This is a genomic window from Lederbergia citri, from assembly GCF_018343625.1.
GTDB classification, from domain to species: domain Bacteria; phylum Bacillota; class Bacilli; order Bacillales; family Bacillaceae_C; genus Lederbergia; species Lederbergia citri.
The window spans coordinates 1,046,453-1,066,376 of the sequence record NZ_JAGYPG010000001.1; the positions used below are offsets into that span (position 1 = coordinate 1,046,453).

The window sequence follows — 19,924 nt, forward strand, 5'->3', positions numbered from 1 at the left end:
ATTCAACGACATACAAGAAAGTGGATATCGGGCCGTCAACAACGATATAGCAAAAAGGCTTGATTTTAATTCACATCCACTGGGGTCTCAAAAAATGTTAAGCATAGGTGTGCAAATGATTACTTTTCCCTTGAAGAGTCTTAAATTCGGCTCAGGAGCTGACAAAAAACTTTGTTCAAATCATAGAATTAGATAAATTTATTTTTTAATTCAAAAAAACCAGTCCAATAAATAGTTGTTTGATGGACTGGTTTTTAGCCGCTTAGGAAATTATAGATTGGAACTTGACGGATAGCTTTTAAGAAGGTATTTCCAGTCTAGCTCCAGCGCCTAGCGACTAGCAAACTTTCGGTTTCTTCCTACGATTAGTCAACATCGGCTCACCAAGTGTCTAGCTGCAGGCGCCAGCACCTCGAGGACAAATAACCTGAGTCAATAAAATCAAAGAACGACTTTTTTGCCTCAGAACATTTGCTTGTCGGGGCTGATCAGGCGCCTTCCGCTTTTCGTGGTTCACCGTGTTTCTTTTTTCTCGTCAGAACCCTAAAGGGGAACGTCGACGGACCCACATCCTGTGGGCCTGTACGTCGCTGAACAGGCGCTTGCGCTTTTGTTCTTAACTAATAAATTGTCGTTTCAGGTTCGTAATGGATCATATCCTTAATTTTATTATCTTTTGTCATAAGTGCTATTTTTGGTTGGTGTGAATGAACCTTTTCTTCAGGAACTAATGCATAGGAAATGATAATAACTATGTCACCTGGCTGAACGAGCCTAGCAGCTGCGCCGTTCACACAAATGACTCCTGACCCTTTTTCCCCTTCAATGATATATGTTTCAAATCTCGCTCCATTATTATTATTTACAATTTGAACTTTTTCATTTGGCACCATTCCAACCTTTTCAAGAATGTCCCCGTCAATTGTAATGCTGCCTACATAGTTTAAATTTGCTTCAGTTACTGTTGCTCTATGGATTTTTCCATTCATCATCGTACGAAACATGATGCTGGACCTCCTTATGAATGTATCTCTAGAATAATATTGTCAATAAGCCTTGCCTTGGAAAATTTTACAGCTAGTGCAATAATAATCTTTCCGTGTATTTGTTCTAATGTATCTAAATTCGGAAAACTTAATATTTCTATATAATCAATTTTACCATTTGTATTAGTCTTAATATAATTCTCTATGATATGAATAACAGATGATGGATTTACCTCACCTTTTTTTATCGCTTCGGATCCCTTTTGCAAGCCTTTATACAGATGTGGCGCCTGACTACGTTCTTCATCTGATAAATAAACATTTCTTGAGCTTCGTGCAAGCCCATCCTCTTCCCTTTCCGTTTCAACAGGTATTAGTTCGATTGGGAAGTTAAAATCTTTTATTAATGAATCCACTACAGCTACTTGCTGAGCATCTTTCATGCCAAAATACACATGATCAGGCAAAATTATATTAAAAAGCTTTATTAAAATGGTCGCTACTCCATTAAAATGCCCCGGTCTGCTTCTACCACAAAGGACACCAGTTCTATTCTTTACATTTATTTCAAATGAAGGCTCGTTTGGATAAATTTCTGTCCGTTCAGGTAAAAATAAAATATTTACACCAGCATTTTCCGCAAGCTTTTTATCCCTTTCTACATCTCGAGGATACGCTTCAAAGTCCTCATTCGGTCCAAACTGAAGCGGATTGACAAAGATGCTCATTACTGATACATCATTCTCTTGTAATGATTGTGTGACAAGCTTTAAATGACCCTCATGTAAAAATCCCATTGTAGGGGCAAATCCTATTGAGTATCCTTGCTTTTTTAGCTGCAAAGCTCGTTCTTGCATAGCTTTTGAAGAAGTGATAATTTCCATCTTACTTTCCTCCATAAAGTAGCTCTAGCTCAGAATCACTCATCGTGAATGAATGTTTCTCTTCAGGAAAGGAAGAATTTTTCACTTCGGCAACATATTGTTGAATACTTTCCTTCGTGAGTGTATTGATATCGCCATATTGTTTTACAAATTTCGGTACTCTATCTACTCCGAATGTTAATAAATCATGGTAAACAAGAACTTGGCCATCAGTTTCATTTCCAGCTCCTATGCCTATTGTTGGAATCTCCAATTTAGACGAAACGAGGCTGGCAAGTTGTTTTGGGATACATTCTAAAACGAGGGCAAAAGCCCCTGCTTCCTGACACTCAATTGCATCTGATACAAGTTCATTTGCGGCCTCAGCATTTTTTCCTTGGACTTTATATCCACCTAAAACCCCAACAGCTTGTGGAGTTAGCCCTAGGTGAGCCATAACAGGAACTCCTGCTGAAGTAAGGGATTTGATTGTATTAACTACATCTCCTCCACCTTCAACTTTAACTGCGTGCGCTCCACCTTCTTGCATGAGTGTAGCTGCAGATCTTAAAGCTTCCTCTTTGCTAATATGATACGTCATAAATGGAAGATCTGAGACGATGAACGTATCTTTTGCTCCTCTTTTAACAGCTTTCGTATGATGAATCATATCTTGTAATGTAACTGGTATAGTAGAATCATACCCTAATACAACCATGCCTAAGGAATCACCTACTAAAAGCATGTCTACACCAGCCTGTTCTGCCAGTTTTGCTTGCGGAAAATCGTAAGCCGTAACCATCGCAATTTTTTCTCCAGATTGTTTCATTTTTGAAAAATCTGTAGTTTGTCTCATATTCTTTTTTCTCCTCCTTTACTTTTAGAGGAAACGAATTAATTCGAGTGTAATTTTCAGTAAAAAAGAAGTCCTCTCCAAATAGGCAGAGGGACTCCTTTAAATTTCCACTCGTTTCGGTCCTCTGTCCCCGTCCTCTTGGATCAAGGCAGAAATTAAATTTAAGTTGTAAATAATAGAGGTGCAGTTCACAAAATGGATACCGCCCAGTTAGAAAAGCGCAAGCGCCCTTGCTTATCGAAGTAAAAACTTCAAGATCTCGACTGAGATAAAGGAAACACGATGAGCCTTAAAGGCAAATCGGTTGACTTATCACGATAAGAAGTTTAACTGGCGCTGGAGCCAGACATTAAGATCTGTCAAAAGCATTATAGCAAAATTTTTTTAAGTTGACTATGAAGGAAACTCAATATCCGCTGAATATATATGATGGATATTCCCATCTTGATCTTCAACTTTTAAAATTCCTTCATCTGTTATACCGAGTGCAATTCCTGATATTTCACCATTGAGGGTTCTTGCAATGATTGGCTTTCCAATTCCCGCTGCATAGCTTTCCCACATGATTTTGAGTGGGGCAAAGCCTTTTTCCATATAAAGGTTATAATATTTTTCAAAGTATTTTAGGATATTTTGGACGACTTTTGTTTTAGATACGCTATTTCCAGATTCAATTTCTAATGATGTTGCTCTCTCTTTAACTTCTTCAGGAAAATCGTCTTTTGTCTGATTGACATTCATACCTATTCCAATGATTAGAAAGTTCACTTTATCTGCTTCACCTTGGAGCTCTGTAAGGATTCCCGTTAGCTTCTTTCCTTTGTACAGTATATCATTTGGCCATTTTATATGAGGCTCTAGCCCCGTGACTTCCTCAATGGCTCGTGCACAGGCAATGGCTGTAATGAGCGTAAATTGTGGTGCTCTTTCAGGCGGCAGCTTTGGTCGTACTATCATACTCATCCATATTCCCTTCTGTTTAGAAGAATGCCATGGACGGGACATCCTACCCTTGCCCCCTGTTTGTTCCCCTGCAATAATAACTGTTCCTTCAGGTGCTCCCTCTCTCGCAGCCTTATGAGCAATCGTTTGTGTTGATTCAACAGAATCATAATAATGAAAACTGCGTCCAATCGTTTTAGTTGCCAATCCAAATAATATATCATGTTCAGATAGATGAGCAGGCTTGCTGATTAGCCTGTAACCTTTTTTTCTTACGGCTTCTAATTCAAAACCCGATTTGCGCAATTCCTCAATATGCTTCCAAATCGCAGTCCTTGAGCAACCAATTATATTAGCAAGAGCTTGTCCAGAAAGGTAATTTCCATCTGCATTTGCAAGTGCTTCGTATAATTGTTTCTTTATGGAAGATGACAAGACTTAATCCACCTCTTTATTTCCTCTACTTCATTCAATACCTCTTTATTAATCACTGCTTTTTCAATTTGTTCAATAACTTCTCTCACCCAGGGACCTGCTGGTTTATTATACCATTTTAATATTTCTTCTCCCGTGATTTTCAAATCTCCTCGAGATAAAATAGGCAATTCCCTAAAGATATGATCAAAATTACTCTCAATTTCTGAAATATCCTTACCTAGACTTGTTTGATAAACCCGTTCTACAACCGTACATATTTCCTTCCCGGCACGATAGCAATCATAATGAGTCCATTCATTCTCTTTCCGCCAATTTAAAAAAAGGATAGCTCGTAAGATGAACTGAATTTTTTTACTAGGCAGCTTCCATTTTTTTAATAGATCATTTGAATTAGTTTGGTTAGTTAAAAATAAAGATAATATCCATAGTTCCATTTCACTTAATGGCTCTATTGGTAAAGATAAAATGGATTGGATAATCTTTTTATCATTAAATATAGTCGGCCAGAATGCGTATAATTTCGTTTCTAATGCTATTTTAAAAGCCTTTTCTCTATGTGTACCATTTAACAGCTTTATCATTTCAGCTGTTATTCTTTCAACAGAAATATGTTGTAATAAAAATGCAAGATTGGCCATTTCTTTTTCAGTGTTCTTTTCTAAGCTGAATCCGAGCTGGCTGACGAAACGAATGGCTCTAATGACCCGTAAAGCATCTTCCTTAAATCTTTCTGATGCCTCTCCTACTGTATCAATGATTTGCTGCTCAATTGCCGACTTTCCATGAAATGGATCAATTAATTGCCCAGCTCTATCCATAGCTATGGCATTCATTGTAAAATCTCTTCGTTTTAAATCCTCTTTAAGAGACCTTATAAAAGTTACTTTTTGCGGCCTTCGATAATCTTCATAATCCGATTCAGATCTAAATGTAGTAACCTCAAAGCCTTGTCCTTTATAAAGGACAAGGATGGTTCCATGTTCTATTCCGACATCGACAGTAGATGAAAAAATATTCTTTATTTCTAAAGGTGTAGCTGAAGTTGCAATATCTACATCATGAATATCTCTATTTAAGAGATAATCTCTTACAGCCCCTCCGACAAAATATGCTTCAAACCCAGCTTTTTCAATTTTTTCAAGTACTGGAATTGCGGCTAGAAACTCTTTATTCATGGCTACCATCCTTGTCCAACACTTTGCATTAGAGATTCATATAACTTTTCATATTTTTCTACAATCACATGGGATTGAAAACGTTCAATTGGGGTTATAGTAGCGTTATGTGAAAATTCCTGTAATAAAGACTCATTTTGCAATAAACTAAGTGCCTTATTGCTAATTGCAGCTAGATCACCTAATTCACAAATAAACCCATTATACCCATCTGTAATTACTTCTGGAATACCGCCAACATTTGTACCGATACACGGAACTCCACAAGCCATAGCCTCTAATGCAACAAGACCAAAGCTCTCTTTTTCAGAAAGCAATAACATTAAATCACTAATTGAATACAATTCTTCTAAATGATCTTGTCTACCTAAAAAAAGAACTTTATGCTCGACATCTAATTCTTTTACAAGCTTACAAAGCCTTGTTTTCTCTGGACCATCTCCGACAAGAAGAAGCTTTGCAGGGATAACGCTTGCAATCTTAGCAAATGCCGCAACAACATCGCTGACCCTCTTCACTTTTCTAAAATTAGAAACATGAATAAGAACTTTTTCATCATCTTTAATCCCATAAGCAATTTTTAGATGCTCTGCATCCACTTTTCTATAAATTCTTTCATCAATAAAATTATGGATGACATTAATATCTTTATCAGCAGCTACAACATCATTAGTCTGCATTTTTAATGCATTCGAAACTGCAGTAACAGAATCTGATTTTTCAATTCCGAATTTAATCGCTTCTGCAAGTGTATCATCATAACCTAAAACCGTAATATCCGTACCGTGCAAAGTAGTTACAATCTTCACGTCAGTGCCAGCCATTTGTTTAGCTAAAATTGCACATACAGCATGAGGAATAGCATAGTGAACATGTAAAATATCAAGTTTTTCTCTTTTTATAACTTCTGCCATTTTACTAGCTAGTGCAATATCATAAGGTGGATATTGAAAAACAGAGTATTGATTCACAAAAACTTGATGAAAAAATATATTATGGTGCAACACATCTAATCTAAAAGGCATATTAGACGTAATAAAATGAATTTTGTGCCCTTTTTCTGCTAACATTTTTCCTAGTTCAGTTGCTATTACACCTGAACCACCAACAGTAGGGTAACATGTAATCCCTATTTTTAATTTCATAAGTCTTCTCCAAACACATTGTTATTTAGTAATAAAGGTTTACTGGAAAGAAATCCTTCTGCAAATGTTACACCGACTTCTTTACCAAATAATCTATCTCTTGCTGTTACATTTTCAATATATCCTTCCGTTAAAGGTGTTTGTACCCCGCCTTCATGGATAAAAAATTGAGATTGATAAGCGTTTAGTGCTTTTACCTTTTTATCGATAAAGTTGGTAATGTCCACTACAAAGTGCGGAGAAGCAAAACCATTTATCATGTATTGATATAAATTTAATGGTTTATGAGGAGGATAATTTCCTTCTACTTCATACTTTCGAATCCCAGCCGAAAAAAAAGCTTCTTCCACAAGGCGAAAACAATTTCCATGATCTGGATGACGGTCATTATGATATGGAGCAAAAATTAATGTTGGTTTGTATATTCGAATAATATTTGCTATTTTTCTTATATGCTCGTCCTTTAATAATAAACCTCGATCAGATAAATATAAATTCACCCGCTCTGCTACTCCAAGCAGTTCGGCAGCTTTTTTCGCTTCTTTTTTTCTTGTTTCCACAGTACCATTTGATGATAATTCAGCTTCCGTTAAATCGCAAATAACAATTTTTTTACCCATTGCTGACCATTTCGCCAATGAACCCGCCATACCAATTTCCACATCATCTGCGTGTGCTCCAAAGGCAAGAATATCTATCCCTTTGTGTTCCATAAAAAATGACGCTCCTTCATGATAAGTCAATTCATATTTAAGACTGTTCTCATATAAATGTTACACAAGTCTATTTAAAAGGCTTTGTAGACATCGATTTAAGTACTAGGAACTACTGAGTCTACCTCGCACTTTCCGCTTCTATTAAATCGAAAATCTAACTAAACCTTTACATGATAACATTCAATACGAAAACAGTCTTAAAATGTATTATTCTAAAATATGTTCTAATCCGTATACGAGTGTATTTAATTTCATAACCGTTTCTACGGACATTTTGACACCTGTCATAAAGGAAGCTCGGTTATAGGAATCGTGACGGATTGTTAGTGTTTCTCCTGGTGCACCGAATAAAACTTGCTGGTGGGCAACGAGACCGGGTAATCTTACACTATGAATACGCATTCCTTCGTAGTTTGCCCCTCGTGCTCCTTTAATTGTTTCTTTTTCGTTTGGATGTCCTTGTCTCCGCTTTTCACGATTTGCCGTCATCATTTCTGCCGTTTTTAATGCGGTTCCAGATGGTGCATCTAGTTTTTGATCATGATGAAGTTCTATGATTTCGACGTTATTGAAATATTTAGCTGCCATTTGTGAAAATTTCATCATTAAGATTGCACCAATTGCAAAATTAGGTGCAATAATACAGCCAATGTCTTTCTCTTCCGCCAATTTTCTTAATTCAGATATTTGTTCTTCCGTAAAGCCTGTTGTTCCTACTACAGGACGTACTCCGTGTAATAATGCTGTTTTAGTATGTACATAACCAGTTTCTGGTACTGTCAAGTCGATTAGAACATCTGCATCAACACTTTGAAAACATTCCTCAACATCTGTATAGATCTTAACATCAAGATTAGAAAAACCTTCTAACTCTGAGAGCAGCATTCCATTATTTCTTCGGTCCAATACTGCGACCAATTCAAATTCCGGAGTTTCTTTTACTAAATTAACCGCCACTCTCCCCATTCTTCCACGGGGACCAGCGACTACTATTTTTACTGGATTTGCCAAATTATTCATCCTCACTTTTTCTCGTCCATCTATCTTTATCACGAGTATTAAATTTGTTCATAACTAAATCGTGAGCTGATTGTAAGTCAATATTTAATGAATTTGCCAAGCAAACTAGCACGAACAATACATCTCCGACTTCTTCTTCTATCGCTTTTTCTTCTTCTGTTGACTTTTTAGGTTTCTCTCCATAATGATGATTGAGTTCTCTAGCTAATTCGCCTAGTTCCTCTGTCAGTCTAGCAAGCATGGCTAGTGGACTAAAATATCCTTCTTTGAACTGACTAATATAAGAGTCAACTTCTTCTTGAATTTGCTGTATGGTTTTCTGTTTAGTCATAATGTATCACCTTTCACCATTATGTTAGCTAATACTTTTTTTATATTCAAATAAAACTGCTTTAGTGTAGTAATTTTGTACACTTTGTCAAAGATTGGTTATAATGAATTAGCTTCGTTCCCACCACGATATTAAATCGGAGGCGATGAAATGAGAGTAGGAATCAAATTTCAAAATGTTTTGTTCATTTTAATAGGCGCTGCCATCTTTTCTTTCGGTATTGTACATTTCAATATGCAAAATAACTTAGCCGAAGGTGGATTTACGGGGATTACTTTATTACTTTATTTCGTGTTTCATATTAATCCTTCTATTTCGAACCTCGTATTGAATGTTCCTCTATTTTTTGTTGGATGGAAGCTTCTAGGTAGTAAATCTTTTATATATACAATAATTGGAACGTTAGCAGTATCCTTTTTCTTATTTATTTTTCAAAAATATCAACTTAACATCCCATTGAATGGCGATTTATTTTTAGCCGCATTATTTGCCGGTGTTTTTATCGGTATTGGTCTAGGCATAACTTTCCGATACGGAGGGACTACCGGCGGTGTCGATATCATTGCTCGTCTACTCCTTAAATATAAAGGATTCAGCATGGGAAGAACAATGTTTATGTTTGATGCGATTGTCATCACTGTATCCCTTTTAACGTATTTAAATCATGTGCAAGCTATGTATACCCTCGTAGCCGTTTTTGTAGGTGCGAGAGTCATTGATTTTATGCAGGAAGGATCATACGCTGCAAGAGGCGCAATGATCATTTCTGAATTGGAGCATGAAAAAATAGCTGATGAAATCTTAATGCAAATGGGAAGAGGTGTAACAGTTTTGCGCGGCTACGGATCCTTTACTAAACAAAATAAAGAAATTTTATATTGTGTAGTAGCCAAGAACGAAATCGTCAATTTAAAAAGGATTATAAATGCCATTGATCCCCATGCATTTGTCTCTGTAACAGTCGTCCATGACGTAATGGGTGAAGGCTTTACATTAGACGAAAATAAAAGACCATTAGACGTGTAAATCGCCTTTCCTCTAAATATCGTTGAGGAAAGGCTTTTCCTTGCTCATCTAAACGTGTATATATTTGATTTCCGCTCCAGGCACTCGCTTTCCGCGGGCAGTTCGCGAGCCTCCTCGGCGCTTAATGCGTTGTCTAGCTCCGGCTCCTAGCGTCTAGCGAACGAGCCCTTCCCTCCCCTACGATAAGTCAACAGCGGCTCGTCCTTCGCCGTGTTTCCTTTATCTCAGTGCGGGAAGTCTCCCGTTCGTACGACGCTGAGCAGTAGCCTCCGCTTTTCCTACCTGTGGGGTCTCACGTTAACTGTTTTTCCCGCAGGAGTCTCGTGCCCTCCGCTCCAATCAACAAGCAAAGAAATTCAAATTTGATTTACTCTCACAAAATTTTATTAAAAAACGATTGTCTTATTACCATCAACAATGACTCGGTCTTGTAGATGCCATTTTACTGCACGTGCCAAAACGCTTCTTTCGATATTTCGGCCAATTCTTTTCATGTCTTCTACTTTATCGTGATGACTAACCCTTTCTACGCCCTGTTCAATAATCGGTCCCTCATCAAGATCATTTGTAACAAAATGGGAGGTAGCTCCAATCAATTTTACGCCACGCTCATATGCCCGCTCATATGGTCTTGCACCAATAAAAGCCGGAAGAAATGAATGATGAATATTAATAATTTGATTAGGATATTGAGAAACAAAGTTAGGGGTTAATATTTGCATATATCGAGCAAGAATAATTAACTCAATCTCATGTTCCTTTAATAATTTTATCTGTTTTTCTTCCACTTCAGCTCTAATTTCTTTATTTGCAGGTATGTAATAAAATGGGATATTTACTGATTTCGCTAATTGCTCAGCATTCTCGTAATTACTAATAATACAGCCAATATCAAACATTAGATCGCCATTTTGCCATTCCCATAGAAGCTCCATTAAACAATGCAATTCTTTTGAGACAAAAATCGCAGTCTTTTTTATGTCACTTACATAACGAAATTCAAACTCCATATAAAATATCTCAGCTATTTCTTGAAAAGATTGTTCTATTTCCGTTCGTCTATTTAGTAGATTTGGACAGCTAAATTCCATTCTTATAAAAAAATTCCCGCCCTCAGGGTCTGCAGAATATTGGCTGGACTCTATAATATTAGCTCCATAATTCATTAGAAAAGTTGAAACCTTCGATACAATACCCGGTTGGTCCGGACATTTAATGAGCAGTCTTGCACGGTCTTTATTTTTTTCTCTAAAGTGCTGATTACATACTTTATTTGTCATCCATACGTCCCTCTTTAATGTTTTTAGCTATTTTACTTTTTTTCAACAACATTTGCAAAAAAAAATATCGCGTACCTGATTATCAAAAAATAAAACTTCGTTTCTCGTGACATTTTCAAAAAAGAGTATATAGTTGCTATAGACGACCTGCTATCTTTAATAAGCTAGCTAACAATTACTCATTTTTGATAAAAATAATACCCGGTGTATGAGACCGGGTATTTAATCATTAATCATTTCTAGTAATATTTGTGAAAATTAATATTAACCTTACCAATTCAAGTACTGCTACCGCTGCTGCAGCTACATATGTCATCGCAGCCGCGTTTAATACTTTTCTTGCATCTCGCTCTTCTGTGTTGCTGATAAGACCGAGTGAAACAATTTGATCCATCGCTCTTGAAGATGCGTTGAACTCAACTGGCAACGTGACAACTTGGAATACTACTCCAGCTGCCATTAAAACAATCCCAATCAATAAAAAGTTAGGTAGTGCCGTAACAAGAATCCCTAGCATAATAAAGATCCAAGCAAATTTTGAAGTAATATTTACTACTGGAACTAATGCATGACGGAAACGAAGCGCAGCATATCCTTCTTTATCCTGAATGGCATGGCCAACTTCGTGAGCTGCGACAGCTGCACCAGCTACTGAATGTTGGTGATAATTGGATGATGAAAGATAGACCGTCTTATTTAATGGATTGTAATGATCACTTAAAACTCCTTGCGTTTCTCTAACCGCAACATTTTCCAATCCATTTTCGTCTAAAATTCTACGAGCAACTTCTGCACCACTCATACCTGCTGAAGTTGGGATTTTTGAATATTTTGTGTATGCGCTTTTTACTTTCATTTGAGCCCAAATAGGGATAATAATAATAATCGCCAAATAAATCAAGTAAGCTCCCATATTAACCCCCCGTTTCTAGTTGTTTATATTCTATTTTATTTGATTTTAGGATTTTGGTCAATCATTTGGACCTTTCCGCTTTTGCTGCTGCATATTTTGACCACGATATTTTCGCCAACTAACATAAGACAATGTAGAAATGATTATACCACCTGTCATAATCATGACCCACCAAATGGAAGGATCTGTATCATCTTTATTAATTTCAGCAAATAGCTTTTTTAATTCGTCCTCTAGTCCTTCTAATTCTTTCATCCATTTTTGTTCAGAAAATGTGGAACGATATCGATCAATATAGGTAATTCTTGAATCTAGTCTCTGAACTTTTTCAACAGGAACAGAAATTTTTATACTAGGTTGAATGATGGAATAAGTTGATAAAAATTCATTCAGCTCTGTATTATAAAGATTTTCATCTCCTTCTAATGCAGCGCTTTTCACATCATTAAAGGCATTCATAATCGGCCTTTCCATTTCAGACCATAAAGGCTGATACTTTGAATTAATCGCATCTGTTGCTAATCGTAAAGCAGTGACTTTTTGTATTCTATCATTTGGGTTTAATCCTACACTTGTTAATGATTTTAGTGCTTCATGATGAGCTGCCGTTACAATACGAAGTTCATCCATCGTAAATTGCCGTTCAGCTACCCCTTTTTCTGAAAAAATTTGAGCAAATCTCTCAAGCATTTTTTTTGCTTCTTCAAAACGGCCAAACCGTGTCAACTGTAAAGCTTCATCAGCAAGCTGATCTAATTCTGTCATAGAGGATTTTGATTCGGCTAGTACAGAAAAGCCAGAAAATAATAAGCCAACCATTAGAAGGATGATCAATTTTCCCCTCATACTTGTCCCTCCCCATACTACTGGTAAAATGTATGTGAAATGGGACAAGAATAGACCTAGCATTTACATTTTCTAGGTCAAAATAACCGAAGTTGGCTTCCTTTTTTGCATCTGCGTGCATAATATAGTGCGATTGCTGTTCCGACTATGCTAAGCCAAAATGTGAAATAACCAATTTCCCGAATATAGATCTCAAGTCCTGGATACTTTGGATATTGCATAAATACATAATCAATTACGTCATTGTGCAAAGTCCAAACTGCCGCAACAAGAACATGCCACAATTTCATTTTATAAAATGGAGCATATAATATGCCTTGAATCGCCATAGCTGCGTGGGATCCAATCAACATATACCCTTGCCAGCTTAAATCCCCCAAAACTGCAAGCGATAAGAAGTTCATCACTACAGCCCATATTCCATACTTAAACAAAGTAATGATGGCCAATGCTTCAATTAATGGCCAATTCGTCCTCAGTAAAAATGCCGCAAGGACAAACACGAAAAATAAACTTGCCGTTGGACTATCCGGCACAAAAGGTATAAAAATAGTTGGGGTCTTTACTATTTGAGGTTCATACCAAATATATCCATACAATGTTCCTGCAATATTAATAATCAATAAAAGCCATAAAAAACGCCGGTCTGCCAAATATGTATAGATTAAACTCATCGCACTCTACCTTCCGTAACAATATGGAAAAAGCCGGCAAATTGCCGGCTTAAATAGAATTTATTATTTTTTTGCCATTTCTGAAACAAAATCTGCAAGCTTGTCTAGATCCTCATCGGAACCATCAAAGGCATTCGCAGGCATTTTTTTGTATCCTTTTGTTGCGATTTCTTTAACCTCTTCTGGTGTATGACCAGTGCCAACTAAAGCAGGTCCAATACCAGATTTACCTTCTAGATTTTCACCATGACAACCAATACAGCTTTGATTTGCGTAAACTTTATATCCTTCAGCTTCCTTATCTACCTCAACGGCTTTCGTTATTTTACCTTGTTGTTCAGCTGCAGCCCAATCGTGCATGTCAACTGCTTGCCAAGTCAAATAAAAAATAGCTGCGAATGCTAGGAGCATAAAGCCAGTTGCAAATGGACGCTTTGACGGGCGACGCTCAGGTCCACGGTCAATAAATGGTGCGAGCATTAGTCCACCAAATGCAAGTCCAGGAATAACAACTGTACCAAGGATATTATAAGGTCCTGAAGTATAAGTGTACTTCAATAATTGATATAAAAATAAGAAATACCAATCCGGTAATGGAATATATCCAGTGTCAGTAGGATCCGCAATACGTTCAAGCGGACTTGGATGTGCGATAGTTAAACATAAAAATCCAATTAAGAAAACAGCACCGACTAGCCATTCCTTTAAAAGAAAGTCTGGCCAAAACGCTTCTGTTTTTCCGGGATATTCGGAATAATCTTTTGGAATATTCGGTTTGCGCTCAGCGGATACGCGTGAATCGCCGACGAACTTCATTCCTTTTCCACGATGCATTGTGTCCCCTCCTTTAAGCGAAAACTAATTTTACAATGGTCCAGAAATTCCTTGTCTCCGGATCATGATAAAGTGAGCACCCATTAATGCCATCAATGCAGCTGGCAAGAAAAATACATGAATTGCAAAGAAACGAGTTAATGTTTGTGCTCCAACAATAGTTGGATCCCCCGCTATTAATGTTTTCGCATAAACACCGATAAGCGGAACAGATTCAACGATTTCAAGTGTTACCTTTGTAGCGAACAATGCTTTCATATCCCAAGGAAGAAGATAACCAGTTAGCCCAAGAGCAAGCATAACAAAAAAGATAAGTACTCCAACAACCCAATTTAGCTCACGAGGCTTCTTATATGCTCCTTGGAAGAACACACGTAGTGTATGTAAAAACATCATAACGATGACAAGACTTGCACCCCAATGGTGCATTCCACGGACGATTTGTCCGAAAGCAACTTGATTTTGAAGATAATATACGGATTCCCAAGCGTTTTTAATATCAGGTACGTAATACATTGTTAAAAACATACCTGAAAGTATTTGGATAACAGTAATAAAAAATGTCAAACCGCCAAAACAGTATACAAACGCAGAAAAGTGGTGGGCAGGATTAACATGCTCCGGCACTTCATGGTCTGCAATATCTCTCCATATCGGCGTAATATCCAGACGCTCGTCAATCCAGTCGTACATTTTGTTAAGCAATGATTACGCCTCCTTTACTTTCTTACGAATGGATTTGCTACTGGTGAACCAAGCATTAAAAAGCCGTCTTTTTCTTGCGTTGGATAAGCATCCAATGGTCCTCTAGGCGGAGTACCTGGTACATTCTCGCCATTCTTGTGATAAAGACCCATATGGCAAGGACAAAAGAACATATTTGGATGTTTGTCGCTGCCTTCCCAACTTACAGTACAACCTAAATGTTTACAAACTGGTGATAGAGCGATAATCTCGCCTTTGTCATCTTTGTAAACCCAAGCTGTTGATGTTACTTCAGAAGTGTACCATGCATCTTGCTGTTCATATTTAAAATCAACACGTACCGGATCAGAAGTAATATCGGCAATTTTCTTATCCGTCATTTTAAAATCACCAGCCGCATGTGCTTTTAACATTGGATCTACAGCGAAACGAAGCATTGGCATCAACATTCCAGCAGCCATAAACCCACCTACTCCAGTGAGTGTGTAGCTTAAAAATTGACGTCTTGTTACAGGATTTTTGCTCATCCTTTTCCCCCCTCTGTCAGTAAGGTAAGTCCATCGGACATTTATGCACATTAATACAAACTAGGACATAATTATGATATATCAATAAAACGACAAGGTCAATAATATTGAAAGCTAAACATTGTCAACTATGTGGCGAATTAATTAATCATTAGTCCTTTGCCATGCATTAATGATTTCTCCAATAAGGCTTTTAAGCTGATTATCGATCACAGAATGCTTGTGTTGCTCATCCATGTGTTCCAGTGGAATAGATGGCATATAAATTAAAGTACCATTACAAGATTCATTTAAAGACTGCCACTTAGAGTCAGAAGTTAAATAAAAAACATATGAAAATCCTGCTTGGTTTGCTTTATTTGACCAACTTTCAAGTTCTTCTATTATTTCTTTAGGGTCCTTCACGTATGCAAAAGGTGGCAACATTAGGGTTCTTCCTCTAAATTGCCTTTCTAAATGCATGGATAATAGTTGAATAAATTCTCCTTGCTCGGCCGCACGTTTTATCCCTCCATCTAAAATAACAGGCATTAATGGGATGATGGCTGTATCGATATACTCCCTCTCAGTGGTGTACACGTGAACATCTTTCGCAGTCCAATTCAAATTATTACACCTCTTTTTCTAATATGTTCTAATTGATATTCTATCATTCATTATTAAAAAACGAATGTAATATACACTTTGCAGAAAAAATCCTCCCTTTACAATTTGAGGGAGGAAATTATGTTTGCCTTAATTCACTTAATTGCTTTGCAAGTTTTGAAAAAGCTATATGGTCCCGCTTTTCAAGAGATTCATCGATGGCTTTTAATAATTTTTCTTCATGGAACAGCTTGATACTCTCTTCGAGGATTTGCTCTGCATACATTTTATCTTTCTCACTTAAATACACTTTATTTTGTACAAATGGGTTTTCTTCAAGTACGGCAGCATATTGATGTGATAGATTTGAAGCCCTAAAATTAATTTGAATATATATGTCTTCTTCCCGATTTAATCGAATATCGTGAAATGATTTTTCAGCATCGGTAGTCATAATATTTTCTTTGTAAAATCGAAATGGAACTTCTCTAGTACAATGTGTAGACATGATTAAACCTCTCGGACAGCATTGTGCATCTTCAACAAAATGAACTTTTTCCATGAGTTGATCGTGGCTCATTAAATAATTGAGGATCCAGACCGATTCTCTTCTTTTTAATTGATAACGATTTAGAAACCAACGAATAAATTCTTTTTTCTCGTTGACAGATACAGGGGTTTCCATTGTATTTCCCTCCTCTGCAAAAGGTATCTTAATAATCATTCAATCTTTCTAATAAAGAAACCCATTCCTCATTGGCCGGATCGATGTCGGCAAGTATAGCAAATATTTCAGCTGCAGCTTTTCTATTACCTTCCTCCATTAAAAAGTATCCATAATCCGCTAAAAAATCTTGGTTATTTTTAAAATCATTATATGCAAGCTCATATTCATTTAATGCCTCTCGATATTGTTCGGTATGCTGATAACTAATCGCAGCATCCCAATGAAATTGTGGATCGGCACCTCCATTTTCAAAAAACATTTCCGCAATTTCTAGTACAGACTCGTATTTTTCTTGATGAATGAGTAAGCTATTTAAGGATATAGCTGCTTCTGTAAATTCAGGATCTAAAACAAGAGCTTGCCTAAAAAAGTGCTCTGCCTTATTTTCATCCCCTATTTTTAGAGAAAGTTTACCTGCAAAATAATGTAAATCCTTATTATATTCGTCTAATGAAAGCCCCGCTTCCGCTACTTCCAATGCCTCGTCCAATTTTTCTTCTTGTTCTAGGCAACGGGCTAAATATAGGTAAAGAGAGTGATAATCCGGATCTATTTCAAGTAATTGTTTAAATAATTTTATGGCTAATTTGTATTGAGCGCACTGGTAAGCAGTCAACCCATAAGCAAATAACAAATCAATGTCCTGTTTGTTTTTTAGCGATTGCTTATAATATGTTAAAGCTTCTTCGAATGCTCCACCTGCACTTAATGCTTCTGCCATTCTGCTGTTAATATCAACACCTTCAATTTCTTTTTCTTTTTCAAGCAATAGACTAAAGCTTCTCGCAGCTTCTAAAAATCTCCCTTGAGTCATATAAAGTTCCCCAAGGGCATAGTCCATTACCGGTTCATCAGGTATTAACTCCTTCGCTTTTAATAATTTGTTTTCACTAACCTCAAATAACCCCTGCATCTCGTATAAATCCGCTTCAACTAATAATGCTGCTGGATAACTGGGATCTTCTTCTTGTATTGTTTCCAAATATTGAAGAGCTTCATCATCTTGACCCATTTCCATTAAAACTTCAGCTAAGCTTAATTTCAATTCCCCTTCATCTGGGTAAAAACGAAGTAGGATTTCGTATAATTCTTTTGATTCCTCTAAATATCCATATTGTGACAATGCGTGGGCAAGCATATACTTTTCATCATCGGTGCCACTGATCTTTACCTTTTTAAATTGTTTTTCCGCATCTGAAAGATTTTGCTCTTCGATGTATTTTATCATTAGCTCTGCGTTATTCATTACCAAAATCCTTTCTTATGTTTCAAACAAATAATGATGTTTTTTTAATTGTAATCTCGTCACCATATCCAGGACGAAAAATCGGTTTTTCATTTACCATTGCAAATTTTCCTTTTTGCACGGAAATAGATGGCTCACATTTGTTAACGTCGATTGAATCATCATTATTAAACTCGTTATTTTGCAAGTATAGATTATAACTTATTTCGCCGCCGACTTTCAAAATTCCTTTTTTCGGATACAGACCAATTTTTTTTGTTATTTCTATCGTCAACGGTAGATCTGGTCTCAGTGGTTGTGATAAATGGAGAAGCTTTTCACTTTGAAGGGTACTGTTCCATTTTCTTAAAAGCAATGACTGTCGATATGTTTTCATGGAAGAAGGGAAATATGGAATAAAAATAGGGTTGTATGGGAATGATACATCTTTTATCCATCCCCAGGCGATTTTTTCTAAATCTCTCATTCGACTTAATTCTACGAAAATGATTGGAATTTTTGCTTGTTTACATTTAATAATGAGTAAAGGATTTAGAATTATAGCTGGGACCGTTACACCCAATAAAAAGTCTATAGGACTATTAAGAAGTAATTTCCGTTTATTTACTAGCATTTTGTCAAAATCTTTTAATTTTGATACATGAAAATTAGTAATCACGGTTCCGCATCCCTTCTTGAGGAAACAATCGGAAAAGTATACTTTAAATTGCTCAAATGGTAAATCGGGTATATCAGGTGCAAAATATACAAAAGAAGGAGTAATGATAAAGGAGCTTGCATCCATTTTAAGTATAGAATGATTTAAAGATTTAGACCCGTAATAACGAATTTCACAATCTCTCACTAGCATTGAAACTTTGGATCTTTTACCATCTTCAATAGAAAATGCATTTTCAATTATATAGTCCATGCTTTCCTACCTTTCGTATTCTTTTAAAACAATCTATGTAAAAAAGGTAGGAAACATGAAATATTTCTTTTGTTCTTCTCTATTTTTTTATTAGTTTTGTTGATGAAAGAAAGGTAAAATAGACTTTTTCCAATACATCTTTATCAAGTTCTCTAACTAATGGATTTCCGATTTTCCCCAATAATACGAATCTCGGTTTATTGGAATATGATTTTTTATCTCTTGTCATACTAGTAAATGCTTGATCAAAATCAAAACCATCAGGAATTTCTAAACTGTATCCTAGTGATTTAATCCATAACTCAAAATCAGAAATATTAAATTCTAAATCTAATATCTCCTTGCTTAAATATAATGCATAAACCATGCCAGTCATAACCGCTTCACCATGTGATACTTTTCCGTATCCAGCTGATGACTCTATTACATGGCCTAATGTATGACCAAAATTCAAAAAGGCACGTATCCCTGTTTCTCTTTCATCTTTTGAAACTACATCTGCTTTTATTTGAATTCCTTTTTTTAAAAAAAAGACTAAATCTTCATTATTTATTGCCCGTAAATCAGTAATAGTAGACATTAGAAATTTAAGCAATTCTTCGTCAGCAATAAATGCATGCTTAACTGCCTCCGCAAATCCGGAACGAATTTCCGATTGTGGAAGAGTTTTTAGAAACTCAGTTTGATAAATAACCGCTTCTGGCTGATGAAAAGAGCCGATCATATTTTTTCCGAGAGGATGGTTTATTCCCGTCTTTCCACCAACGGCGCTATCATGTGCCAAAATGGTTGTCGGAACTTGTATGAAAGGTATGCCTCTCATATATGTCGCTGCAACAAAACCAGCTAAATCGCCAACAGCTCCTCCACCAAATGCAATGATGCAAGACTTTCGATCCAGCCCCTGTTCAAGTGAATATGATAGACATGATTCATATACTGAAAATTGTTTCGCGTTTTCTCCTGAGGGAACTATATATGTATAAGTGTCGTACGATTGTGGTATTGCTTTTTTCAACTCATCTAGATGCAATCTGCCCACTGTTTCATCCGTAATGATTAGAAGTTTTGTATAATCATTTGTTTGCAAGTGGTTGGTTAAGGACTCTAAAACATTTTTTCCAATGTAAACAGGATACGATTTTGATGGTGTTTGAATGTCAATCTTCAATTTTATAC

Annotated in this window: 22 protein-coding genes; 1 reads left to right on the forward strand and 21 read right to left on the reverse strand. The window is 36.4% G+C overall.

From position 1 onward, the window contains the following. Window positions 1-620 precede the first annotated feature (620 nt). The 9 genes from panD to KHA97_RS05295 form a co-directional block, all read right to left on the reverse strand. Entirely contained in the window at window positions 621-1,004 is a 384-nt protein-coding gene (gene panD, locus KHA97_RS05255; RefSeq protein ID WP_213123654.1) for an aspartate 1-decarboxylase, read from the reverse strand. A gap of 14 nt (window positions 1,005-1,018) precedes the next feature. Beyond that, entirely contained in the window at window positions 1,019-1,870 is an 852-nt protein-coding gene (panC, locus tag KHA97_RS05260; protein ID WP_213123655.1) for a pantoate--beta-alanine ligase, read from the reverse strand. 1 nt (window position 1,871) lies between these two features. Continuing rightward, window positions 1,872-2,705 carry a 3-methyl-2-oxobutanoate hydroxymethyltransferase gene (gene panB, locus KHA97_RS05265; RefSeq protein WP_213123656.1) on the reverse strand — a complete coding sequence of 278 codons (834 nt, stop codon included), beginning with the start codon at window positions 2,703-2,705 and terminating at the stop codon, window positions 1,872-1,874. Window positions 2,706-3,098: 393 nt separating this feature from the next. Then, a complete protein-coding gene (locus tag KHA97_RS05270) occupies window positions 3,099-4,082 on the reverse strand; it encodes a biotin--[acetyl-CoA-carboxylase] ligase (protein WP_213123657.1) in 984 nt (327 codons plus the stop codon). Then, window positions 4,067-5,260 (reverse strand): CCA tRNA nucleotidyltransferase, encoded by a 1,194-nt coding sequence (locus KHA97_RS05275; RefSeq protein ID WP_213123658.1) that lies wholly within the window; start codon window positions 5,258-5,260, stop codon window positions 4,067-4,069. The genes KHA97_RS05270 and KHA97_RS05275 overlap by 16 nt, the downstream gene beginning before the upstream one ends. 2 nt (window positions 5,261-5,262) lie before the next feature. Beyond that, complete coding sequence (gene bshA, locus KHA97_RS05280; protein ID WP_213123659.1) at window positions 5,263-6,405, reverse strand: N-acetyl-alpha-D-glucosaminyl L-malate synthase BshA; 1,143 nt, start codon at window positions 6,403-6,405, stop codon at window positions 5,263-5,265. Further along, the gene (gene bshB1 / locus KHA97_RS05285) at window positions 6,402-7,118 is read right to left on the reverse strand and encodes a bacillithiol biosynthesis deacetylase BshB1 (RefSeq protein ID WP_213123660.1); all 717 of its coding nucleotides are present in this window, start codon (window positions 7,116-7,118) and stop codon (window positions 6,402-6,404) included. Before bshB1 ends, bshA begins: the two co-directional genes overlap by 4 nt. A gap of 210 nt (window positions 7,119-7,328) precedes the next feature. Continuing rightward, entirely contained in the window at window positions 7,329-8,132 is an 804-nt protein-coding gene (gene dapB / locus KHA97_RS05290) for a 4-hydroxy-tetrahydrodipicolinate reductase (protein WP_267912409.1), read from the reverse strand. 1 nt (window position 8,133) lies between these two features. Beyond that, complete coding sequence (locus KHA97_RS05295) at window positions 8,134-8,472, reverse strand: nucleotide pyrophosphohydrolase (protein WP_213123662.1); 339 nt, start codon at window positions 8,470-8,472, stop codon at window positions 8,134-8,136. A gap of 150 nt (window positions 8,473-8,622) precedes the next feature. Between KHA97_RS05295 and KHA97_RS05300 the strand changes: the two genes are divergently transcribed. Beyond that, a complete protein-coding gene (locus tag KHA97_RS05300) occupies window positions 8,623-9,498 on the forward strand; it encodes a YitT family protein (protein WP_213123663.1) in 876 nt (291 codons plus the stop codon). Window positions 9,499-9,884: 386 nt separating this feature from the next. Here KHA97_RS05300 and purU read toward each other — a convergent pair whose 3' ends face one another. From purU to aroB, 12 genes are all read right to left on the reverse strand, one after another. After that, a complete protein-coding gene (purU, locus tag KHA97_RS05305) occupies window positions 9,885-10,778 on the reverse strand; it encodes a formyltetrahydrofolate deformylase (RefSeq protein ID WP_213123664.1) in 894 nt (297 codons plus the stop codon). Window positions 10,779-11,007: 229 nt separating this feature from the next. After that, window positions 11,008-11,691 (reverse strand): zinc metallopeptidase, encoded by a 684-nt coding sequence (locus KHA97_RS05310; RefSeq protein ID WP_213123665.1) that lies wholly within the window; start codon window positions 11,689-11,691, stop codon window positions 11,008-11,010. A 57-nt stretch (window positions 11,692-11,748) separates the two neighbouring features. Next, window positions 11,749-12,537 carry a sporulation protein YpjB gene (ypjB, locus tag KHA97_RS05315; RefSeq protein ID WP_213123666.1) on the reverse strand — a complete coding sequence of 263 codons (789 nt, stop codon included), beginning with the start codon at window positions 12,535-12,537 and terminating at the stop codon, window positions 11,749-11,751. 77 nt (window positions 12,538-12,614) lie between these two features. Next, window positions 12,615-13,211: a lipoprotein heptaprenylglyceryl N-acetyltransferase LhaT gene (gene lhaT, locus KHA97_RS05320; RefSeq protein ID WP_213123667.1), complete on the reverse strand. Its 597-nt coding sequence runs from the start codon at window positions 13,209-13,211 to the stop codon at window positions 12,615-12,617. A 63-nt stretch (window positions 13,212-13,274) separates the two neighbouring features. Next, a complete protein-coding gene (locus tag KHA97_RS05325) occupies window positions 13,275-14,045 on the reverse strand; it encodes a menaquinol-cytochrome c reductase cytochrome b/c subunit (protein WP_213123668.1) in 771 nt (256 codons plus the stop codon). A 30-nt stretch (window positions 14,046-14,075) separates the two neighbouring features. Beyond that, window positions 14,076-14,750 carry a menaquinol-cytochrome c reductase cytochrome b subunit gene (qcrB, locus tag KHA97_RS05330; RefSeq protein ID WP_213123669.1) on the reverse strand — a complete coding sequence of 225 codons (675 nt, stop codon included), beginning with the start codon at window positions 14,748-14,750 and terminating at the stop codon, window positions 14,076-14,078. Window positions 14,751-14,764: 14 nt separating this feature from the next. After that, a complete protein-coding gene (locus KHA97_RS05335) occupies window positions 14,765-15,277 on the reverse strand; it encodes a QcrA and Rieske domain-containing protein (RefSeq protein WP_213123670.1) in 513 nt (170 codons plus the stop codon). Between the two features lie 144 nt (window positions 15,278-15,421). Next, complete coding sequence (locus KHA97_RS05340; RefSeq protein ID WP_213123671.1) at window positions 15,422-15,883, reverse strand: YpiF family protein; 462 nt, start codon at window positions 15,881-15,883, stop codon at window positions 15,422-15,424. Between the two features lie 118 nt (window positions 15,884-16,001). Further along, window positions 16,002-16,547, reverse strand: a complete 546-nt coding sequence (locus tag KHA97_RS05345; protein ID WP_213123672.1) for a ReoY family proteolytic degradation factor — start codon at window positions 16,545-16,547, stop codon at window positions 16,002-16,004. A gap of 28 nt (window positions 16,548-16,575) precedes the next feature. Continuing rightward, window positions 16,576-17,835, reverse strand: a complete 1,260-nt coding sequence (locus tag KHA97_RS05350; RefSeq protein ID WP_213123673.1) for a tetratricopeptide repeat protein — start codon at window positions 17,833-17,835, stop codon at window positions 16,576-16,578. A 22-nt stretch (window positions 17,836-17,857) separates the two neighbouring features. Continuing rightward, entirely contained in the window at window positions 17,858-18,745 is an 888-nt protein-coding gene (locus tag KHA97_RS05355) for a hypothetical protein (protein WP_213123674.1), read from the reverse strand. 79 nt (window positions 18,746-18,824) lie between these two features. Then, window positions 18,825-19,916, reverse strand: coding sequence for a 3-dehydroquinate synthase (gene aroB, locus KHA97_RS05360; protein ID WP_213123675.1), 1,092 nt, complete (start codon window positions 19,914-19,916; stop codon window positions 18,825-18,827). Window positions 19,917-19,924 lie beyond the last annotated feature (8 nt).

Excerpts from the sequence above, each read along its gene's own strand:
- KHA97_RS05350 (WP_213123673.1), bottom strand. The coding sequence starts at position 17,835 with ATGAATAACGCAGAGCTAATGATAAAATACATCGAAGAGCAAAATCTT.
- ypjB (WP_213123666.1), bottom strand. The coding sequence starts at position 12,537 with ATGAGGGGAAAATTGATCATCCTTCTAATGGTTGGCTTATTATTTTCT.
- KHA97_RS05335 (WP_213123670.1), bottom strand. The coding sequence starts at position 15,277 with ATGAGCAAAAATCCTGTAACAAGACGTCAATTTTTAAGCTACACACTC.
- bshB1 (WP_213123660.1), bottom strand. The coding sequence starts at position 7,118 with ATGGAACACAAAGGGATAGATATTCTTGCCTTTGGAGCACACGCAGAT.
- KHA97_RS05310 (WP_213123665.1), bottom strand. The coding sequence starts at position 11,691 with ATGGGAGCTTACTTGATTTATTTGGCGATTATTATTATTATCCCTATT.
- bshA (WP_213123659.1), bottom strand. The coding sequence starts at position 6,405 with ATGAAATTAAAAATAGGGATTACATGTTACCCTACTGTTGGTGGTTCA.
- KHA97_RS05355 (WP_213123674.1), bottom strand. The coding sequence starts at position 18,745 with ATGGACTATATAATTGAAAATGCATTTTCTATTGAAGATGGTAAAAGA.
- KHA97_RS05300 (WP_213123663.1), top strand. The coding sequence starts at position 8,623 with ATGAGAGTAGGAATCAAATTTCAAAATGTTTTGTTCATTTTAATAGGC.
- KHA97_RS05345 (WP_213123672.1), bottom strand. The coding sequence starts at position 16,547 with ATGGAAACCCCTGTATCTGTCAACGAGAAAAAAGAATTTATTCGTTGG.
- panD (WP_213123654.1), bottom strand. The coding sequence starts at position 1,004 with ATGTTTCGTACGATGATGAATGGAAAAATCCATAGAGCAACAGTAACT.
- KHA97_RS05275 (WP_213123658.1), bottom strand. The coding sequence starts at position 5,260 with ATGAATAAAGAGTTTCTAGCCGCAATTCCAGTACTTGAAAAAATTGAA.
- lhaT (WP_213123667.1), bottom strand. The coding sequence starts at position 13,211 with ATGAGTTTAATCTATACATATTTGGCAGACCGGCGTTTTTTATGGCTT.
- purU (WP_213123664.1), bottom strand. The coding sequence starts at position 10,778 with ATGACAAATAAAGTATGTAATCAGCACTTTAGAGAAAAAAATAAAGAC.
- panC (WP_213123655.1), bottom strand. The coding sequence starts at position 1,870 with ATGGAAATTATCACTTCTTCAAAAGCTATGCAAGAACGAGCTTTGCAG.
- KHA97_RS05295 (WP_213123662.1), bottom strand. The coding sequence starts at position 8,472 with ATGACTAAACAGAAAACCATACAGCAAATTCAAGAAGAAGTTGACTCT.
- panB (WP_213123656.1), bottom strand. The coding sequence starts at position 2,705 with ATGAGACAAACTACAGATTTTTCAAAAATGAAACAATCTGGAGAAAAA.
- KHA97_RS05325 (WP_213123668.1), bottom strand. The coding sequence starts at position 14,045 with ATGCATCGTGGAAAAGGAATGAAGTTCGTCGGCGATTCACGCGTATCC.